Annotated in this window: 1 protein-coding gene; it reads left to right on the forward strand. The window is 68.5% G+C overall.

What is annotated here, in order from left to right; all coding sequences use genetic code 11:
• Positions 1-48: 48 nt before the first annotated feature.
• Complete coding sequence (locus tag STRTU_RS33690) at positions 49-22,086, forward strand: type I polyketide synthase (RefSeq protein WP_159748938.1); 22,038 nt, start codon at positions 49-51, stop codon at positions 22,084-22,086.
• Positions 22,087-22,101: the final 15 nt, after the last annotated feature.

The raw sequence follows: 22,101 nt of genomic DNA on the forward strand, positions 1-22,101 counted from the left end.
CCCGACGAAGCCACACCCGACGAAGCCGGAATGATGGAGAGCTGACACATGGCCACGTCCGCGGATCAGATCGTTGAAGCCCTCCGGGCCTCGCTGCGGGAGAACGACCGGCTGCGCAAGCAGAACCAGCAACTGGTCGATGCAGCGGGGGAACCCCTCGCCATCGTCGCCATGAGCTGTCGCTTCCCCGGAGGGGTGCAGACACCCGAGGAGTACTGGCAGCTGCTTGCCGGAGGCGTCGATGCGCTGTCGGAGTTCCCCGCCGACCGGGGCTGGGACCTGAGCGCACTCGATGGGGCGACCACCCGCGGGGGCTTCGTCCACACCGCCGATGCATTCGATCCGCAGTTCTTCGGGATGAGCCCGCGCGAGGCACTAGCCACCGACCCGCAGCAGCGGCTGCTCCTGGAGGTGTCCTGGGAGGCACTGGAAAGGGCAGGGATCGACCCGAAGACGCTGCGCGGCAGCAGGACGGCAGTCTTCGCCGGATGCAGCAATCAGGAGTACGGCTCCGGCCTGCGCGGCAACACCCCCGACGGCGTCGAAGGGCACATCCTCACCGGCACCACGGGCAGTGTCGTCTCGGGCCGGGTCGCGTACGTACTGGGCCTCGAAGGCCCCGCCGTCACCGTGGACACCGCCTGCTCCTCCTCGCTGGTCACCCTGCACCTCGCCGCGCAGTCCCTCCGGGCCGGCGAATGCGATCTCGCCCTTGCGGGCGGCGTCGCGATCATGTCCACCCCCGCCGCCTTCGTCGAGTTCGACCGACAGGGTGCACTCGCCCGCGACGGCCGCTGCAAGCCGTTCTCCGACGACGCCGACGGAACGGGATGGGGCGAAGGCGTCGGGATGCTGCTCGTCGAACGGCTCTCTGATGCCCGGCGCAACGGCCATCCCGTGCTGGCCCTGGTACGAGGCAGCGCCCTCAACCAGGACGGCGCTTCCAATGGTCTCACCGCCCCCAACGGGCCTGCTCAGCAACGTGTGATCCGCTCTGCGCTCGCCGGCGCCGGGCTGTCCGCCGTCGACGTGGACGCCGTCGAGGCACATGGCACCGGTACGACGCTGGGCGACCCGATCGAGGCACAGGCGCTGCTCGCCACCTACGGCCAGGACCGCCCGGCCGACCGGCCGTTGTGGCTGGGTTCGGTGAAGTCCAACATCGGTCACACCCAGGCGGCCGCGGGCGTGGCCGGCGTGATCAAGATGGTGCTCGCACTGCGGCACGGCGTTCTGCCGCAGAGCCTGCACACCACCCGGCCCTCCACCCACGTGGACTGGTCGGCGGGCAGCGTCCGGCTGCTGACCGAGCCCGTGGCCTGGCCGGACGACGCACGGCCGCGCCGCGCCGCCGTCTCCTCGTTCAGCATCAGCGGCACCAACGCCCACACCATCCTGGAACAGGCCCCGGGGGACCGCGGACAAGCCTCGGAAGGCTGGGAACAGACCCCGGAAGGCCGCGAACAGGCCACCGAAGCCGCCGCCTCCCCCTGCCCCCCAGTACGACTCCCGCACATCCCGTGGGTGCTCTCCGCCCGCAGCGCGGACGCGCTACGGGCACAAGCCGGCCGGCTGCTGTCGCACCTGGACACCCACACCGACGTGGACCCGCACGATCTGGCCTACTCGCTCGCCACCAGCAGGTCGGCCTTCGAACACCGCGCGGTGCTCCTCGGCACGGACCTGGCCGAGCTGCGGAGCCGGCTGACCGCACTGGCCGAGGAAGGCCCTGCCGCCGCAGAGGCGGTCACCGGCTCCCCCGTACGCGGCAAGACCGCATTCCTTTTCACCGGCCAGGGCGCACAGCGCCTCGGCATGGGCCGTGAGCTGTACGAGGCGTTCCCCGCCTTCAAGGACGCCTTCGACGCCGTCTGCGAGCACCTCGACACAGAACTCGTCCGGCCGCTGCGCGCCACCGTCTTCGGCGACGACGCGGCCGCACTGGACCGAACAGGCCACACCCAGCCTGCGCTCTTCGCCTTCGAAGTGGCCCTCTTCCGGCTCCTCACCTCGTGGGGTGTCAAGCCCGACTTCATGATGGGCCACTCGATCGGCGAACTCGCTGCCGCGCACACCGCCGCAGTGCTGTCCCTTGAGGACGCCTGCCGACTGGTGGCGGCCCGCGGACGGCTGATGCAGTCCCTCCCGCCCGGCGGCGCCATGGCCTCCCTCCAGGCAGCCGAAGCCGAGGTGCTGCCGCTGCTGGCCGCCACCGGTGACCGAGTGAGCATCGCGGCGGTCAACGGCCCCGAGGCCACCGTCATCGCAGGCGACGAAGCAACCGTGGACAGCATCGCCGGGCACTTCCGAGACCTGCGGCGCAAGGTCTCCCGACTGCGGGTCAGCCATGCCTTCCACTCACCGCTCATGGACCCCATGCTGGAGGAGCTGCGGGCCACGGCCCGCGACCTGACCTACCATCAGCCGCAGATTCCCCTCGTCTCCAACGTCACCGGCCGCCTCGCCACGCCCGACGAACTGTGCAGCCCCGACTACTGGGTGCGCCACGCCCGCCAGGGCGTACGCTTCGCCGACGGCGTGGACGCCCTCGCCGAGCGCCACGTCACCCGGCTCGTCGAACTCGGACCCGACGGCACCCTGACCGCGATGGCCGCGGCCTGTCTGCCCGAAGGCGACCGGCTGCTGACACCCCTCCTCCGCAAGGACACCCCCGAGGCCGCAAGCCTGCTCACCGCGATCGGCAGGCTCCACGCCTCCGGTGCCCCCCTCGACTGGGCCGCCCTGCTGCCCGGCGCGCGCCGGGTCGACCTGCCCACCTACGCCTTTCAACGCACCCGCTACTGGCTCAACGCCGCGGTTCCCGAGGACGCCCCCGACAGCCGGCCCGCCGACTCCGCTTTCTGGACCGCCGTCGAGCAGCAGAACGTGCCGGAACTCGCAGACAGCCTCCGCCTTGAGCGCTCCCTCCTCGAACCGGTCGTCCCCGCACTCGCGGCATTCCACCGCGACCGGCAACAGCACTCCACCGCCCGGACCTGGCGGTACGCAGAGCAGTGGGAGCCGGTCACCCCCCGCCCCGCCGCGACTGCACCGGCCCACTGGCTGCTCGTCGTCCCCGCCACGGACCCGGAGCACCATCAGCCCGTCGCCGACGCCCTCACCACCGCGCTGGCCGGGCATGGCACGACCGTGACCACCGTGAGCCTGCCGCCGGACGCCGGCCCTGACCACATCGCGCAACGGATCGAGGAGACCCGCCTCCCAGACCGCGACCCGGACGAGATCAACGTCCTCTCCCTCCTCGGCCTCGGCACCACCCGTGACCCCCACCACCCCGAGGCCCCCGCCGCCCTCGTCCTGACCGGTGCGCTCGTCCAGGCGCTCGTCCGCGCCGACGCCCCCGTCCGGTTGTGGACCGCAACCCGGGGCGCCGTCAGCACCGGCCGCTCCGACCGGCTCAGCGCCCCTTCGCAGGCCGCCCTCTGGGGCCTCGGCCGTACCGCGGCCATCGAACACCCCGACCACTGGACCGGCCTCGTCGACCTGCCGGACGCTCTCGACGACCGCACCCTGGACCGACTGTGTGCGGTGCTCAACACCCCTGGTCACGACAGCGAGAACGGCAATGAGTTCGCCATCCGTGCCTCCGGCCTGTTCGCCCGCAGGTTGATCCGGACCGCCCGCCCCGAACAGCCCCACGGGTCCGCCTGGTCCCCGTCCGGCACCACGCTGATCACCGGAGGCACCGGCACCATCGGCTCCGCGCTCGCCCGCCAACTGGCCCAGGAAGGCGCCGAACATCTGCTGCTCATCAGCAGGCGAGGCCCCGACGCCCCAGGAGCCCAGGACCTCGTCGCCGACCTCGCTGCCCACGGCACCCGTGCCACGCTCGCCGCCTGCGACCCCGCAGACCGCGACGCACTGGCGCAGCTTCTCGCCTCCGTCCCTGAAGACCAGCCGCTCACCGGCGTCTTCCACACGGCAGGCGTCCTCGACGACGGCACGCTCGTCAGCATGGACGCCGAGCGGTTCGCCACCGTGCTCCGCCCCAAGACCGAGGCCGCGGTCAACCTCCACGAGCTGACCCGCGCACACGACCTGACCACGTTCGTGCTGTTCTCCTCCATCGCCGGCGCACTTGGAGCAGCTGGCCAGGCGAACTACGCGGCGGCCAACGCGTGCCTGGACGCACTTGCCCAGCACCGGCGCGGTGAGGATCTGCCTGCGACCAGTATCGCCTGGGGCCCCTGGGCACACGAGGGGATGGCCGCCGACCCGGCCCTGCGTGCCAAACTCAGCCGGGCGGGCCTGCCGCCCATGGAGCCGGAAACCGCACTCGTCGCATTGCACCAGGCACTCCAGCACGACGAGACGCACCTCGTCATCGCCGATATCGACTGGACCCTGTTTCCCGCGGGCCGCAGCGCGCTCTTCAGCAAGCTGCCCGAGGCAGCCGCCCGCAATTCCGGCCACGACGAAGAGACCGAGGGCGTCCGCAGCCTCCTCACATCGCTGCGTACCCCCGCTGAACAGGAACAGCACCTGCTCCGCCTGGTGCGGCAGACCACCGCCACCGTACTGGGCTACCCGGGCCCCGGATCCGTCGAGGCCGCACGGACCTTCCAGGAACTCGGCATCGACTCCCTCACCGCGGTCGACCTGCGTAACACCTTGTCCGCGACGGTTGCACTGCCGATGTCCCCGACGCTCGTCTTCGACCATCCGACGCCGCTGGCACTCGCGCGTCATCTGCGAGCCGAACTGCTGGGGGACCTCGGGGAACAGCACACGGCCGCCCTCGCGCACCCCGTACAGGACGACGGGGAGCCGATCGCCATTGTGGGAATGGGCTGCCGCTACCCCGGAGACGTACAGTCACCCGACGACCTCTGGAAGCTGATCGTCGACGGCGGCGACGCCATCACGCCCTTCCCCGAGGACCGCGGCTGGCAGATCGACGCCCTCTACGACCCCAACTCCGGTGGTCCGGGGACCAGTTATGTGCACGAGGGGGGATTCGTCCGGAGCGCCGGCGATTTCGACCCCGGCTTCTTCGGCATCTCGCCACGCGAGGCACTGGCCATGGACCCCCAGCAGCGGATGTTGCTGGAGGTCTCCTGGGAGGCCGTCGAACAGGCCGGCATCGCTCCGCTGTCACTACGAGGCAGCCGCAGCGGACTCTTCGTGGGCTGCGGCTACCAGGGCTACGCGTCGGGCACCGGCGATATGCCCGACGACCTCCGGGGCCACTTGCTCACCGGAAGCTCCGGTGCCGTGGTCTCGGGGCGCGTGGCGTATGCGCTGGGTCTGGAGGGCCCCGCGGTGACGGTGGACACGGCGTGCTCGTCCTCGCTGGTCTCCTTGCACCTGGCGGTCCAGTCCCTGCGCTCGGGCGACTGCGACCTCGCCCTCGCCGGCGGTGTCACCGTGATGTCGACTCCGGGGGCGTTCATCGAGTTCAGCAGGCAGCGCGGCCTCGCCGCGGACGCTCGCTGCAAGGCGTTCGCGGAGGCTGCGGACGGCACCATTTGGGGTGAGGGCGCCGGCGTCCTGGTGGTGGAGCGACTCTCGGATGCCCGCCGGAACGGCCACCGGGTGCTGGCTGTGGTGCGTGGCAGTGCGGTGAACCAGGACGGTGCGTCAAACGGTCTGACCGCGCCGAACGGCCCCTCCCAGCAGCGGGTGATCCGGCAGGCGCTGGCCGGCGCGGGGCTTTCGGCGTCGGAGGTGGATGCGGTCGAGGCGCATGGCACCGGTACGTCGTTGGGCGATCCGATCGAGGCGCAGGCCCTGTTGGCGACGTACGGGCAGGGCCGTGACGAGGACCGGCCGCTGTGGCTGGGTTCGGTGAAGTCGAACATCGGTCACACGCAAGCTGCCGCGGGTGTGGCGGGTGTCATCAAGATGGTGCTGGCCCTCCAGCACGGCGTTCTGCCACGCACGTTGTACGCAGATGAGCCGTCATCGCATGTGGACTGGTCGGCGGGCAGGGCACGGCTGCTGACCGAGGACGTGGCGTGGCCGGAGGACGACCGGCCTCGTCGGGCAGGTGTGTCGTCATTCGGTGTGAGCGGCACCAACGCACATGTGGTGATCGAGCAGCCCCCGGTGGACGAACCGCAGGATGCACCCTCTCGGGTGTCCGGACCGGCCCTCGTGCCCTGGGTACTGTCCGGACGTAGCAAGGGGGCACTGAGGGCGCAGGCCGAGCGGTTGTCGACGCATATGAACGCCCGGCCCGAACTGTGCCCGCGGGATGTGGGACGGTCGCTCGCCACCACCCGATCGGCGTTCGAACACCGAGCCGTCGTGCTCGGCGAGGACCGGAAAACGCTGCTCGACGGCTTGAATGCGCTCGGCCGGGGCGAACCGCAGGGGAACATCCCCGAGGGCATGGCCACATCCGAGGGCGCCCTTGCTTTCCTCTTCACGGGGCAGGGTGCGCAGCGGTTGGGGATGGGCCGGGAGTTGTATGAGGCCTTCCCGGTTTTCGCGGATGCTTTTGATGCGGTGTGTGCGTACTTCGATGGTGAGTTGGCGTTGCCGCTGCGGGATGTGGTGTTCGGCGACGATGCGGAGAGGCTGGACCGGACAGGGTTTACGCAGCCGGCTTTGTTCGCCCTTGAAGTGGCGTTGTTCCGGTTGGTGGAGTCGTTCGGGGTCCGACCCGACTACCTGGTGGGGCATTCCATCGGCGAGTTGGTAGCCGCGCATGTGGCAGGCGTCCTGTCGTTGGAGGATGCGTGTCGTTTGGTGGCGGCGCGTGGTCGGTTGATGCAGGCGTTGCCGGCGGGTGGCGCGATGGTTTCGATCCAGGCGGCCGAGGCTGAGGTGTTGCCGCTGCTGGAAGGGCATGAGCTGCGGGCGAGTGTTGCCGCGGTGAACGGTCCGCAGGCCGTCGTGGTGGCTGGTGAGGAGTCCGCGGTGGCGGAGGTCGCCGGGTATTTCGAGTCCGAGGGGCGGAAGGTGAAGCGGCTGCGGGTGAGCCATGCCTTCCATTCGCCGCTGATGGAGCCGATGCTGGACGAGTTCCGGGCGGTCGCGGAGAGCGTGGCGTATGCGGAGCCCCGTATTCCCGTGGTCTCGAATGTGACCGGTGCTCTTGCCACGGCGGAGGACCTGACGTCCCCCGACTACTGGGTGCGGCATGTCCGCGGAGCCGTTCGGTTCGCCGATGGCATCCAGTGGCTGGAGGAGCACGAGGTCACCCGGTTCCTGGAGATCGGACCGGACGGCACCCTGACCGGCATGGCACAGGACTGCCTGACCGGATCCGACCACCTCCTCGCGCCCGCCCTGCGCAAGGACCGGCCCGAGGTGACCGGTCTCCTCACCGCCCTCGGCCACGCCTACGCCCACGGTGTCCCGGTCCAGTGGGCCGCACTCTTCGCCGACACCGGCGGCCACCACGTCGAGCTGCCGACCTACGCCTTCCAGCACCAGCGTTACTGGCTCGGGCTCGACCACACCGACGCCACCAATCTCGGATCGGCCGGACTGCAAGCCGCCGAGCACCCGCTGCTCGCGGCCACCATGACGCTCGCCGATTCCCACACCGTCGTCTTCACCGGCCGGCTCTCCGTGCAGAACCACCCGTGGCTGGGGGACCACGTCATCGATGGGACAACCCTCGTGCCCGGCACGGCCTTCCTGGAACTCGCGCTCCGCGCTGCGGACCAGGCCGGTTGCGACCACATCGAGTCGCTGGCCATCGAAGCCCCCCTGGCGCTCCGGGCGCAGGAAACCGTTCAGCTGCAAATGCGTATTCAGGAGCCGGATCTCCACGGCGCCCGCGCACTCACCATCCACTCCTGCCGCATCGGGAGCACCGGTGTCGCGGAAGAGCCCTGGATCCGCCACGCCACGGGTCTGCTCGGAGCAGCCGGTCACCAGGAGACCTTCGACTTCGCTGTCTGGCCTCCGGAAGGAGCACAGCCTGTCCCCATGGACGGCCTGTACGAGGCGTTCGCCGACGCCGGGATCGAATACGGTCCTGCCTTCCGCGGCCTGCGATCCGTATGGCGGCGTGACGCCGACCTGTTCGCCACGGTGGAGATCCCCGAAGCTGCCGAGGCATCGTCATTCGGCCTGCACCCCGCATTGCTGGACACCGTCCTGCACACGTTGGCGCTCGAAGCGGACGGGAATTCCGTACTCGGACAGCTGCCGCTTTCCTGGCAGGGCGTGAAGCTGTACGCCGCGGGAGCCACCGTGCTCCGGGCGCGCATTTCAGTGTGTGCGGACGGTGGCGTTTCGCTGCAGCTGGCGGATGCGGTAGGACAGCCGGTGGCGGAAGTCGATTCCCTCACCCGCAGGCCGATGTCCGCCGAGATGTTCAGGCGTGCCTGGCAAGGCACTGCCCACTCCGACGCGCTGCACCGCGTCGACTGGGTTCCGGTGCCCGAGACGACCAAGGAAGCCGTTGAGTTCGCTGACCTCCATGACCTCGGCTCTGCACCGGTGGAAGACATCCCCCCGTACATCGTGCTGAGGCTCGACGGAGCTCTCGACGGAACTACCGAAGAATCCGCCGGATCTCCTGCGGCCGCACGGGCCGCAACGTATCGGGCGCTGTCCTGCATACAGCAATGGACGGACTCCGAGCGCTACTCCGCCGCACGACTGGTGGTGGTGACGCGGAACGCCGTCCCGGCGGAGCTGCCACAGCCGGAACCCGCGCAAGCCATGGTCTGGGGCCTCGTCCGAGCCGCACGCGTAGAACACCCGGATCGCTTCGTCCTCGTGGACCTGGACGGGACGGAAGCCTCACTGGCGGCATTGCCGACCGCCCTTGCCACCGGAGAACTCGAACTCGCCCTGCGGACGGGTAGGGCCTATCAGCCGAGGCTGAGTTCGAACATCCGGCGGGACGAACTGCCGATGCCGGACGGGTCGCAGGACACGTGGTGTCTCGACAGCCCCGACGAGCGCGGGTCGGAAAGCTTGCGCCTGGTGGAGCGCCCCGAGGCGAATGGTGATTTGGGAGCCGGTCAGGTACGTATCGCGGTGCGGGCCGCCGGGGTGAACTTCCGCGATGTGCTCAACGTCCTCGGCATGTACCCCGGCGACGCGGGAGCCTTCGGCCTCGAAGGTTCCGGGGTGGTCATGGAGACGGGTCCGGGTGTGACCGGTTTTGCTCCGGGGGACCGGGTGATGGGGTTGTTCCCGTATGCGTTCGGTCCGGTGGCGGTGGCTGATGCGCGCATGGTGATCCGGGTTCCGGAGGGGTGGTCGTTCGCGCAGGCTGCTTCGGTTCCGGTGGTGTTCCTGACGGCGTACTACGCGTTGGTGGAGCTGGGGGAACTCCAGGCGGGTGAGTCGGTGCTCGTGCATTCCGCGGCGGGCGGTGTGGGTATGGCCGCGGTGCAGTTGGCGCGGCATCTGGGTGCGGAGGTGTTCGGTACCGCGAGCCCGGGGAAGTGGGGGACGCTGCGGTCCTCGGGTCTGGATGAGGCGCATATTGCGTCCTCGCGTGATCTGGACTTCGAGCGGTCCTTCCTCGCCGAGACCGGTGGCCGGGGTGTGGATGTGGTGCTGGATTCCCTGGCGCGGGAGTTCGTGGATGCCTCGCTGCGGTTGCTGCCGCGGGGCGGGCGGTTCCTGGAGATGGGCAAGACCGATGTCCGCGATGCGCAGGAGGTCGCGGCTGAGCATGCGGATGTCAGGTATCAGGCGTTCGATCTGTGGGAGGCCGGCCCGGAGCGGATCGGGGAGATGCTGACCGCCCTCCTCGACCTCTTCGAGCGGGGTGTGCTGGAGCCATTGCCGGTGACGGCGTGGGATGTGCGCAAGGCTCCGGAGGCGTTCCGGTATCTGAGCCAGGCCAGGCATGTGGGCAAGGTCGTGCTGACGATGCCGGTTCCGCTGGACGGTGACGGGACGGTGCTGATCACGGGTGGTACGGGTGGTCTGGGCGCGCTGGTGGCCCGGCATCTCGCCGCCGAGCACGGCATCCGCCACCTTCTGCTGGCCAGCCGCCGCGGGCCCCAGGCGCCCGGTGTGGACGCGTTGCGCGAGGAGTTGGCGGCTCTCGGTGCCGAGGTCACCGTCGCGGCCTGCGACAGCGCCGACCGCGAGGCACTGCGCGCACTGCTGGACTCCGTACCGAAGCAGCACCCCCTCACCGCCGTCGTGCACACCGCAGGCGTACTCGACGACGGCGTCCTGTCGTCCCTGACGCCGGAGAGGCTGGACACGGTGCTCGCGCCGAAGGTGGACGCGCTGATGCTCCTGGACGAGTTGACCCGGGACGAGGACCTTGCGGAGTTTGTGGTGTTTTCGTCGGTGGCGGGGACGCTTGGCAGTGCCGGGCAGGCCAACTATGCGGCGGCGAATGCGTTTGTGGATGCTTTTGCCTGTCGGCGTAGTGGGTCCGGTTTGCCGATGAAGTCATTGGCGTGGGGGGCGTGGACTCCGGACGCGGGTATGACGGGCGAACTGAGCGATGCCGACCTGCAACGTATGGCACGCGGCGGGATCATGCCCTTGACCGAGGAGCGGGGTGTGGAAGCGTTTGACGCCGCTCGGCGTACCGCAGTACCCGTGGTTGTCCCGGTTCAGTTGAATCACAGTATGTTGCGTGGGCAGCATTCTGCGGACGCTCTTCCTCCTTTGCTGCGGGGTCTTGTGGGGGGAAGTGCTCGGCGTATGGCTGTGTCCTCCTCGGCTGAAAAGCGCCCGTCGGATGCCCTGCGGTCCCGGCTTTCCTCGTTGTCGCAGGATGAGCGGGAAGCAGCGCTCCTGGAACTTGTCCGTGTTCAAGCGGCGCTGGTCCTTGGCCACTCGGGGCCGGAGCAGATCGAGCCGGCACGCGATTTCCGGGGACTTGGCGTCGACTCACTCACTGCCGTGGAATTGCGGAACCAACTGAATGCGGCCACCGGTCTGCAGTTGCCTGCCACTCTCGTTTTCGACCATCCGTCGCCGCTGGTGGTGGCTCGCCATCTGGCAGCTGAATTGTCCGGTTGGGGTGAGGTGGCTGAGGCGGGGACCGTGGCTGCGGCAGCGGTGGCGTTGTCGGATGAGCCGGTGGCGATTGTGGCGATGAGTTGTCGGTTCCCGGGTGGGGTGGGGTCGCCGGAGGAGTTGTGGGAGTTGTTGGTTGAGGGTGGGGATGGTGTGGTGCCGTTCCCGGTGGATCGTGGTTGGGATGTTGAGGGGTTGTATGACCCGGAGCCGGGTCGGCCGGGGAAGGTGTCGACTCGGGAGGGTGGGTTTTTGCCGGGGGTTGATGAGTTCGATCCTGGGTTTTTTGGGATTTCGCCGCGTGAGGCGGTGGCGATGGATCCGCAGCAGCGGTTGTTGTTGGAGGCGTCGTGGGAGGCGTTCGAGCGGGCGGGGATTGTTCCCGGGTCGTTGCGGGGGTCGCGTACGGGGGTGTTTGCGGGGACGAATGGTCAGGATTACACGGGGTTGTTGGTGGCGTCGGGTGAGGAGGATTTGGGGGGGTATATCGGTACGGGGAATGCGGCGAGTGTGGTGTCGGGGCGGTTGTCGTACACGTTTGGTCTTGAGGGTCCTGCGGTGACGGTGGATACGGCGTGTTCGGCGTCGTTGGTGGCGTTGCATTTGGCGGTGCAGTCGTTGCGTGCGGGTGAGTGTGATGTGGCGTTGGCGGGTGGTGTGACGGTGATGTCGACGCCGGGGTTGTTTGTGGATTTCAGTCGGCAGCGGGGGTTGGCTGCTGATGGTCGGTGCAAGGCGTTTTCGGATGCTGCGGATGGTGCCGGGTTTTCCGAGGGCGTGGGTGTGCTGGTGGTGGAGCGGTTGTCGGATGCGCGCGCCAATGGGCATCGGGTGTTGGCTGTGGTGCGTGGCAGTGCGGTGAATCAGGATGGTGCGTCGAATGGTTTGACGGCGCCGAATGGTCCGTCGCAGCAGCGGGTGATCCGGCAGGCGCTGGCGGGTGCGGGGCTTTCGGCGTCGGAGGTGGATGCGGTCGAGGCGCATGGCACCGGTACGTCGTTGGGCGATCCGATCGAGGCGCAGGCGCTGTTGGCGACGTACGGTCAGGATCGTGACGAGGACCGGCCGCTGTGGCTGGGTTCGGTGAAGTCGAACATCGGTCACACGCAGGCGGCCGCGGGTGTGGCGGGTGTGATCAAGATGGTGCTGGCCCTCCAGCACGGCGTTCTGCCACGGACGTTGTACGCGGATGAGCCGTCATCGCATGTGGACTGGTCGGCGGGGGACGTGCGGTTGCTGACGGAGTCGGTGCAGTGGCCGGAGTCGGGCCGGCCGCGGCGGGCCGGTGTCTCCTCCTTCGGCATCAGTGGCACCAACGCGCACACGATCCTGGAGGAAGCCCCGTCCGAGGATGACGCCGCTCCCATGACATCCGAGGAGTTGCCCGCACCTGCGGACGTGGCTGCCGAGGATGCCGGGTCGGCAGCGGAAGCCTTCCCTGCCCCCTGGGTGATCACCGGCAAGACCAGGTCCGCGCTCCGTGGGCAGGCCGCCCGGCTGCTCGCGTACATGGAGTCCTTCCCGGATCTGCGGACGGTCGATGTGGGGATGTCTTTGGCCACCACGCGGTCGGTGATGGAACACCGCGCTGTGGTCCTCGGTGCGGACCGGGACGGGATGCTGCGTGGCCTGGCCGCGGTAGCGGCCGGTGAAGCCGCTGCGAACGTCGTCACCGGCACGGCAAAGGCAGACGGTCGGCTGGCTCTGCTGTTCACGGGACAGGGCGCACAACGGCTCGGAATGGGCCGGGAGTTGTACGACGCGTTCCCGGTATTCGCGGACGCCTTTGACTCCGTCTGTGCCCACTTCGACAGCGAATTGGCATCGCCGCTGCGGGGTGTGGTGTTCGGCGAGGATGCCAATGCCAATGCCAATTTCGATGCCGAGGCGCTGCATCAGACGGGGTTCACTCAGCCGGCGTTGTTCGCGGTGGAGGTGGCGCTGTTCCGGCTGGTGGAATCGTTCGGAGTCCGGCCCGACTATCTGGTGGGGCATTCCATCGGCGAATTGGCGGCCGCGTATGTGGCGGGCGTCTTGTCGCTGGAGGACGCGTGCCGTCTGGTCGCTGCCCGCGGCCGGTTGATGCAGGCTTTGCCGGCGGGCGGCGCGATGGTTGCCCTCCAAGCCACCGAAGACGAGGTGTTGCCGCTGCTGGAAGGCCAGGAGCAGCGGGTGAGTATTGCCGCGGTGAACGGGCCGAAGTCGATCGTGATAGCGGGTGAGGAATCGGCGGTGGCGGAGGTCGCCGGGCGTTTCGAGTCCGAGGGGCGGAAGGTGAAGCGGCTCCAGGTGCGTCATGCCTTCCATTCGCCGCTGATGGAGCCGATGCTCGATGATTTCCGTTCCGTCGCGGAAAGCGTGACGTATGTGGAGCCGCGTATCCCGGTGGTCTCGAATGTGACCGGAGAGCTCGCCACGGCGGAGCAGCTGACGTCCCCCGATTACTGGGTGCGGCATGTCCGGGACGCCGTTCGGTTCGCTGACGGTATCCGGTGGCTGGTGGAGCACGAGGTCACCCGGTTCCTGGAGATCGGCCCGGACGGCACTCTCACCGCCATGGCGCAGGGCTGCCTCGACGGCGACACGGACGCGGATCACCTCCTTGTGCCCGCTCTGCGCAAGGACCGTCCGGAGGCGGCCGGCCTGCTCACCGCCCTCGCCCAGGTGTTTGCCGCCGGCACGCCGCTGACTTGGGAGGCTGCCTTCGCGGGCGGCGATGCCCGCCGCGTCGGTCTGCCGACGTATGCGTTCCAGCGGCACCGTTACTGGCCCAGGCCGCCCGTCATGCCGACCGGCGACATCAGCTCGGCGGGTCTCGGATCGGCGGACCATCCCCTGCTGGGCGCGGCGGTCGAGGTCGCCGGTTCCGACGCCTTCCTCTTCACCGGAAGGCTGTCGCTGCACACCCACCCGTGGCTCGCCGACCACGCGGTGACCGGGACCATCCTGTTCCCCGGTACGGGCTTTCTCGAACTGGCCGTCCGTGCGGCCGACGAGGTGGGCTGCGACCGCATCGACGAGTTCACGATCGCCGCGCCACTCGTCCTGCCGGAGCGCGGTGCGGTGCAACTGCAGCTCGCGGTGGAGCCGCCGGACGAGTCCGGCCGGCGGACACTGAACCTGTACTCGCGGCCGGAGGACGAGTTCGCCGAGCAGCCGTGGGTGCTCAACGCCAGTGGCGTGGTGTCCACCGGAGCAGCCGCGGACCAGGGCGAGCCGTACGACTTCACCGTCTGGCCCCCGCGCGACGCGGAAACGACCTCGGTCGACGACTTCTACGGTCGCTTCGCCGAGGCCGGGTTCGCATACGGCCCGGTGTTCCGAGGTCTGAAGTCCGTCTGGCAGCGCGGCGATGAGATCTTCGCCGAGGTCGGGCTGCCGGAGGAGCACGACGGGCTGGCCGACGCGTTCGCACTGCATCCCGCGCTACTGGACTCCGCACTGCACGCGACGATTTTTGTGTCCATGGAGGATGTCGGCCGCGGACGGCTGCCGTTCTCCTGGAACGGCGTGTGCGTGAAGGCCGCCGGAGCTACCGCCCTCCGTGTGCGTATGGTGCAGTCCGGGCCCGAGTCGGTCTCTCTCGAACTGGCCGACCCCACCGGAGGTGTGGTCGCCTCCGTCGAGTCCTTGACGCTGCGTCAGGTCTCGGGTGAGCAGGTGAGCGGCGGCGCGGCCTACCACGACGCGCTGTTCCAGGTGGACTGGGTGACCGTGCCGATGCCCACCGTGGAGGCCGATGAGTCGTCGGCCGACGACTCGTGGGCGGTCGTCGGGGACCTGGCTCTGGCCGTGGCCCTGGAAGGCACCGGCGTACGAGTGGAGGCAACGGCCAGCCTGGACGAACTCGCCGACGAGGTGCCCGCCGTGGTGCTGGTCAAGTGCGCGGGCGCGGAGCACCGGGCCGGCACGGCCGCCGGTGCACACACCGCCGCCCACGACACGCTGACTCTGGTGCAGAAGTGGCTGGCGGATGCGCGCTTCGGCGGGTCCCGGCTGGTCCTTCTCACACACGGTGCCGTGAGCACCTCGGACACGGCCCACCTGGACCCGGCGCAGGCCGCCGTGTGGGGTCTGGTCCGGGCCGCCAGGGTGGAAAACCCGGGCCGGTTCACGCTCATCGACCTCGACGAGAGTTCCGAGTCGACCGCGGCCGTGTCCGGTGTGCTGGCGGGCGGAGAGCCCGAGGCCGCGGTCCGGGCGGGTGTGGTGCACGTACCGCGGCTGGCCCGGGTCGCGTCCACGGACGCGCTGCGCCGGCCCGACAACGCGGGCGGGGAGGGTGACGCCTGGCGGCTGGACATCGCCGACAAGGGCACCCTGGACAATCTGTTCCTGGCCGAATGCCCGGAGGCGGAAGCCGAGTTGGGGGCCGGACAGGTACGTATCGGGGTGCGTGCGGGAGGCGTCAACTTCCGCGATGTGCTCAACGCGCTGGGGATGTACCCCGGTGAGGCCGGCGCACTCGGGAGCGAGGGGGCCGGGGTGGTGCTGGAGGTCGGTCCCGGAGTACAGGACCTGCAGCCCGGTGACCGGGTGATGGGTATGTTCTTCGGCGCCTTCGGGCCCCTCGCGGTGGCCGACCGCCGACTGCTGGCCCGCATACCCGAGGGGTGGTCCTTCACGCAGGCGGCCTCGGTTCCGCTGGTGTTCCTGACGGCGTACTACGCGCTGGTGGACCTGGGGGAACTCCAGGCGGGTGAGTCGGTGCTCGTGCACTCCGCGGCGGGCGGCGTGGGTATGGCCGCGGTGCAGCTGGCGCGGCACCTGGGTGCGGAGGTGTTCGGCACTGCGAGCCCGGGGAAGTGGGAGACCCTGCGGTCCTCAGGTCTGGACGGGGCGCATATTGCGTCGTCGCGTGATCTGGACTTCGAGCGGTCCTTCCTCGCCGAGACCGGTGGCCGGGGTGTGGATGTGGTGCTGGATTCCCTGGCGCGGGAGTTCGTGGATGCCTCGCTGCGGTTGCTGCCGCGGGGCGGGCGGTTCCTGGAGATGGGCAAGACCGATGTCCGCGATGCGCAGGAGGTCGCGGCTGAGCATGCGGATGTCAGGTATCAGGCGTTCGATCTGTGGGAGGCCGGCCCGGAGCGGATCGGGGAGATGCTGACCGCCCTCCTCGACCTCTTCGAGCAGGGTGTGCTGGAGCCGTTGCCGGTGAGGGCGTGGGATGTGCGCAAGGCTCCGGAGGCCTTCCGCCACCTCAGCCAGGCCCGGCACATCGGCAAGGTCGTGCTGACCGTGCCGGCGCCCCTCGATCCGCAGGGCACGGTGCTGGTGACGGGTGGTACGGGTGGTCTGGGCGCGCTGGTGGCCCGGCATTTGGCCGCCGAGCACGGAGTGCGTCACCTCCTCCTGGCCAGCCGGCGTGGAGAGCAGGCGCCTGGTGTGGAAGTGCTGCGTGAGGAGCTGGCGGCCCTCGGTGCCGAGGTCACCGTCGCGGCCTGCGACACTGCCGACCGTGCGGCACTGCGCGGGCTGTTGGACTCGGTGCCGCAGGAGCACCCGCTCACCGCGGTCGTGCACACGGCCGGTGTGCTGGACGACGGTGTCCTGTCCTCGCTGACGCCGGAGAGGCTGGACAAGGTACTCGCGCCGAAGGTGGACGCGCTGATGCTCCTGGACGAGTTGACCCGGGACGAGGACCTTGCGGAGTTTGTGGTGTTCTCGTCGGTGGCGGGGACGTTCGGCAGTGCCGGGCAGGCCAACTATGCGGCGGCGAATGCGTTTGTGGATGCTTTTGCCTGTCGGCGTAGTGGGTCCGGTTTGCCGATGAAGTCATTGGCGTGGGGGGCGTGGACTCCGGACGCGGGTATGACGGGCGAATTGAGCGATGCCGATCTGCAACGTATGGCACGTGGCGGGATCGTGCCCTTCACTGGGGAGCGGGGTGTGGAAGCGTTTGACGCCGCTCGGCGTACCGCAGTACCCGTGGTTGTCCCGGTTCAGTTGAATCACAGTATGTTGCGTGGGCAGCATTCTGCGGACGCTCTTCCTCCTTTGCTGCGGGGTCTTGTGGGGGGAAGTGCTCGGCGTATGGCTGTGTCCTCCTCGGCTGAAAAGCGCCCGTCGGATGCCCTGCGGTCCCGGCTTTCCTCGTTGTCGCAGGATGAGCGGGAAGCAGCGCTCCTGGAACTCGTCCGTGTTCAAGCGGCGCTGGTCCTTGGCCATCCGGGGCCGGAGCAGATCGAGCCGGCACGCGATTTCCGGGGACTCGGTGTCGACTCACTCACTGCCGTGGAATTGCGGAACCAACTGAATGCGGCCACCGGTCTGCAGTTGCCTGCCACTCTCGTTTTCGACCATCCGTCGCCGCTGGTGGTGGCTCGCCATCTGGCAGCTGAATTGTCCGGTTGGGGTGAGGTGGCTGAGGCGGGGACCGTGGCTGCGGCAGCGGTGGCGTTGTCGGATGAGCCGGTGGCGATTGTGGCGATGAGTTGTCGGTTCCCGGGTGGGGTGGGGTCGCCGGAGGAGTTGTGGGAGTTGTTGGTTGAGGGTGGGGATGGTGTGGTGCCGTTCCCGGTGGATCGTGGTTGGGATGTTGAGGGGTTGTATGACCCGGAGCCGGGTCGGCCGGGGAAGGTGTCGACTCGGGAGGGTGGGTTTTTGCCGGGGGTTGATGAGTTCGATCCTGGGTTTTTCGGGATTTCGCCGCGTGAGGCGGTGGCGATGGATCCGCAGCAGCGGTTGTTGTTGGAGGCGTCGTGGGAGGCGTTCGAGCGGGCGGGGATTGTTCCCGGGTCGTTGCGGGGGTCGCGTACGGGGGTGTTTGCAGGGACGAATAGTCAGGATTACACGGGATTGTTGGTGGCGTCGGGTGCGGAGGATTTGGGGGGGTATATCGGTACGGGGAATGCGGCGAGTGTGGTGTCGGGGCGGTTGTCGTACACGTTTGGTCTTGAGGGTCCTGCGGTGACGGTGGATACGGCGTGTTCCTCGTCGCTGGTCGCCCTGCACCTGGCGGTACAGGCCCTGCGCTCGGGTGAATGCGACCTTGCACTTGCCGGTGGTGTGACGGTGATGTCGACGCCGGGGTTGTTTGTGGATTTCAGTCGGCAGCGGGGGTTGGCTGCTGATGGTCGGTGCAAGGCGTTCTCGGACGCTGCGGATGGCACAGGTTGGGGCGAGGGCGTGGGTGTGTTGGTGGTGGAGCGGTTGTCGGATGCCCGGCGGAATGGGCATCGGGTGTTGGCTGTGGTGGCGGGTAGTGCGGTGAATCAGGATGGTGCGTCGAATGGTTTGACGGCGCCGAATGGTCCGTCGCAGCAGCGGGTGATCCGTCAGGCGCTGGCGGGTGCGGGGCTGTCGTCCTCCGACGTTGATGTGGTGGAGGCGCACGGTACGGGGACGTCGCTGGGCGATCCGATCGAGGCGCAGGCGTTGCTGGCGACGTACGGTCAGGATCGTGACGGGGACCGGCCGTTGTGGCTGGGTTCGGTGAAGTCGAACATCGGTCATACGCAGGCGGCTGCGGGTGTGGCGGGTGTGATCAAGATGGTGCTGGCGTTGCAGCACGGTGTGCTGCCGCAGACCCTGCATGTCGATGAGCCGTCGTCGCATGTGGACTGGTCGGCGGGGGACGTGCGGTTGCTGACGGAGTCGGTGCAGTGGCCGGAGTCGGGCCGGCCGCGGCGGGCCGGTGTCTCCTCCTTCGGCATCAGCGGCACCAACGCCCACGCCATCATCGAACAGGCGCCGACAACCGATGATTCGACCGAGAACGAGGAGCCGCTCAAGCTGCCCGCAGTTCCCTGGGTCATTTCAGGGCGTGACGAAGCCGGCCTGCAGACGCAGGCCCAACGACTCCTTGCGCACGTGGAGGAGTCCCGGCTCGACCCCGCCGATGTGGGCTTCTCGCTGGCAACCTCAAGGGAGATATTTGACCACCGTGCTGCGTTGCTCGTGGACGATCACGAGACGGCCGTCCAGGGGTTGACTGCACTTGCTGAGGGACGAAAGACCGCAGGCGTCGTTCGAGGGGTCAAGGGGCAGGGACGGTCCGCATTCCTGTTCACGGGGCAGGGTGCGCAGCGTCTTGGAATGGGCCGGGAGTTGTACGACACCTTCCCGGTCTTCGTGGATGCTTTTGATGCGGTGTGTGCTTGTTTCGATGGTGAGTTGGGGGCGTCAGTAAGAGGTGTGGTGTTCGGTGACGATGCGGACGCGGATGCGCTGAATAGGACGGGTTTTGCTCAGCCGGCGTTGTTTGCGGTGGAGGTGGCGTTGTTCCGGTTGGTGGAGTCGTTCGGTGTGCGGCCGGATTTCCTGGTGGGTCATTCCGTTGGTGAGTTGGTGGCTGCTCATGTGGCGGGTGTGTTGTCGCTGGAGGATGCGTGTCGTTTGGTGGCGGCGCGTGGCCGTTTGATGCAGGCGTTGCCGGCGGGTGGGGCGATGGTTTCCCTTCAGGCCGCCGAGGACGAGGTGGTGCCGCTGCTGGAGGGCCAGGAGCAGTGGGTGAGCATTGCCGCGGTGAACGGTCCGCGGGCGGTGGTGGTTTCCGGTGTGGAATCCGCGGTGTTGGAGATTGCGGGGCGTTTTGAGTCCGAGGGGCGGAAGGTGAAGCGGCTGCGGGTGAGCCATGCTTTCCATTCGCCGCTGATGGAGCCGATGCTCGACGAGTTCCGTTCCGTCGCGGAAAGCGTGACGTATGCGGAGCCGCGTATCCCGGTGGTCTCGAATGTGACCGGAGAGCTCGCCACGGCGGAGCAGCTGACGTCCCCCGATTACTGGGTGCGGCATGTCCGGGACGCCGTTCGGTTCGCTGACGGTATCCGGTGGTTGGAGGAGCATGAGGTGACCCGGTTCCTGGAGATCGGTCCGGACGGCACCCTGACCGCCATGGCACAGGACTGTCTCTCGGCACCTGACCTCCAGATCGCACCCACCATGCGGAAGGACCGGCTGGAGTCGGAAGCCTTTTTGGCCGCAGTCAGCGGCATGTTCGTCAACGGCGCCACGATGCAGTGGCAGGCGCTCTTCCCCGGGGCGCGTCGGGTGGATCTCCCCACGTACGCGTTCCAGCGTGAGCGCTTCTGGCCGAGTTCCTCGGAGGTCGTGGCCAAGAACGTCGCGGCTCGATCGTCGGACGACGGAGCCGCGTGGTTCTGGGAGGCCGTTGAACGCGAAGATCCGGACACCCTGGCCGACGAACTGGCGATTGCCGGTGATGCGTCGTGGGATGAGGCTCTGAGTGCTTTGTCGTCGTGGCGGCGGCAGCAGCGTGAGCGGTCGGTGGTGGACGGTTGGCGGTATCGGGTGGAGTGGAAGCCGCTCGGTGGTCAGTCCGGTGGGGTAGTGGGCGGGCGTTGGCTTGTGGTGGTGGCAGCCGGGGACGTGTGGTCCGAGGCTGTGGTGGAGGGGCTGGCGGCGTGTGGTGTGCGGGTTGAGCGGGTGGAGTGTGCCGCGGGGGAGGTGGATCGTGGGCTGTTGGCTGAGCGGGTGCGTGAGGTGGCTGGTGAGGAGCCGGTTGCTGGGGTGTTGGTGGTGGGCTGTGCGGATGTGGTGCGTACTGCGGTGGTGGTGCAGGCGTTGGGTGATGTGGGTGTGGGTGGGCGTTGGTGGGTGGTGACGCGGGGGGCTGTTGCGGTGGGTCGGTCTGATGGTGGGCCGGATCCTGTCCAGGCTGCGGTGTGGGGTCTGGGTCGGGTGGCGGCTTTGGAGTTGCCGGATCGTTGGGGTGGTCTGGTGGATCTTCCGGAGTCGGTGGACGGTAGGGCGCTTGACCGGTTCGTCGGTGTTCTGGCTGATGGTTCTGAGGATCAGGTGGCGGTGCGGTCGTCGGGTGTGTTCGGGCGCAGGCTGGTGCACGCTCCGGTCGGCGCTGGGGATAGCACGGTCGGTGGTTGGCGGCCGCGGGGGACGGTGCTGATTACGGGTGGTACGGGTGCGTTGGGTGCGCGTGTGGCGCGGTGGGTGGCCGAACGTGGTGCCGAGCATGTGATTCTGACGAGCCGTCGTGGCCCGGAGGCCCCGGGTGCGTCCGAGTTGGAGGCGGAGCTGTCCGCCCTTGGCGTACAGGTGACGGTGGCGGCCTGCGACATCGCGGACCGCGATGCGGTCCGGGAGCTGTTGTCGGGCTGTGCGGTGGATGCGGTGGTTCATGCGGCGGGTGTGGTGGATTCGGTGCCGTTGAGGGATGCGGATGCGGAGCACTTTGCTGGGGTGATGGGGGCGAAGGTTGCGGGTGCTGTGGTGCTGGATGAGGTGTTGGGTGATCGGGAGTTGGATGCGTTTGTGGTGTTCTCTTCGATTGCTGGTGTGTGGGGGAGTGGTGCTCAGGGGGCGTATGCGGCGGGGAACGCCTTCGTCGAGGGGTTGGTGGAGGCGCGTCGTGCGCGGGGTGCGGTGGGTTGTGCGGTGGCGTGGGGGCCGTGGGCCGGTGGCGGGATGGCCGGCGCGGAAGGCGCTGAGGAGCACCTGCTGCGCCGGGGGCTGAGGGCGCTCGATCCGGGGCTGGCGGTGTCGGCTTTGGAGGCGGCTGTTGGTTGTGGTCAGGGTTCGGTGGTGGTGGCGGATGTGGAGTGGGAGCGGTTTGCTCCGGCGTTCACCAGTGCCCGTCCGAGTCCGTTGCTGGAGGACCTGCCGGAAGTCGCCGATGCGCTGCGTGCCACTCCCCAGGAGAAGGCCGATGAAGGAAACCCGTCCTTCCTCGGCAGGATCGCGGATGTTTCCGCGGTGGAGCGCTCGCAAGCCGTACTCGACCTCGTGCGTACCCATACGGCTGCCGTGCTCGGGTTCCGCGATCTGAAGGCCGTGCAACCCCTCAGGGCATTCCGGGACTTGGGCTTCGACTCGCTTACCGCAGTCGAGCTGCGCAACGGACTGAATACCGAGACGGGCCTGCGGCTCCCCGCCACATTGGTCTTCGACTACCCCACGCCGCAGCTTCTCGCAGAGCATGTGCACGACGCTCTGTTCGGTGCCGAGGACGTCGAACCGGAGACGGCTGTACTCGCTGACCTGGACCGTCTCGCGAGCGCGATTTCAGGATTTTCCCCAAAGAACGCCGCCAGAGGGCTCATCGAGGGCCGTCTTCGGAGCATCCTGTCCGTGCTGGGTGAGGCGGCCGAGGATGATTCGAAGTCCGCCGTGTCCCAGCAGTTGGATGCGGCCACGGACGACGAGATCTTCGATTTCATCAATCAGGAGTTCGGGCGTTCCTGAGCGCCGCAGGTGAAC

This window comes from Streptomyces tubercidicus, from assembly GCF_027497495.1.
Lineage (GTDB): Bacteria > Actinomycetota > Actinomycetes > Streptomycetales > Streptomycetaceae > Streptomyces > Streptomyces tubercidicus.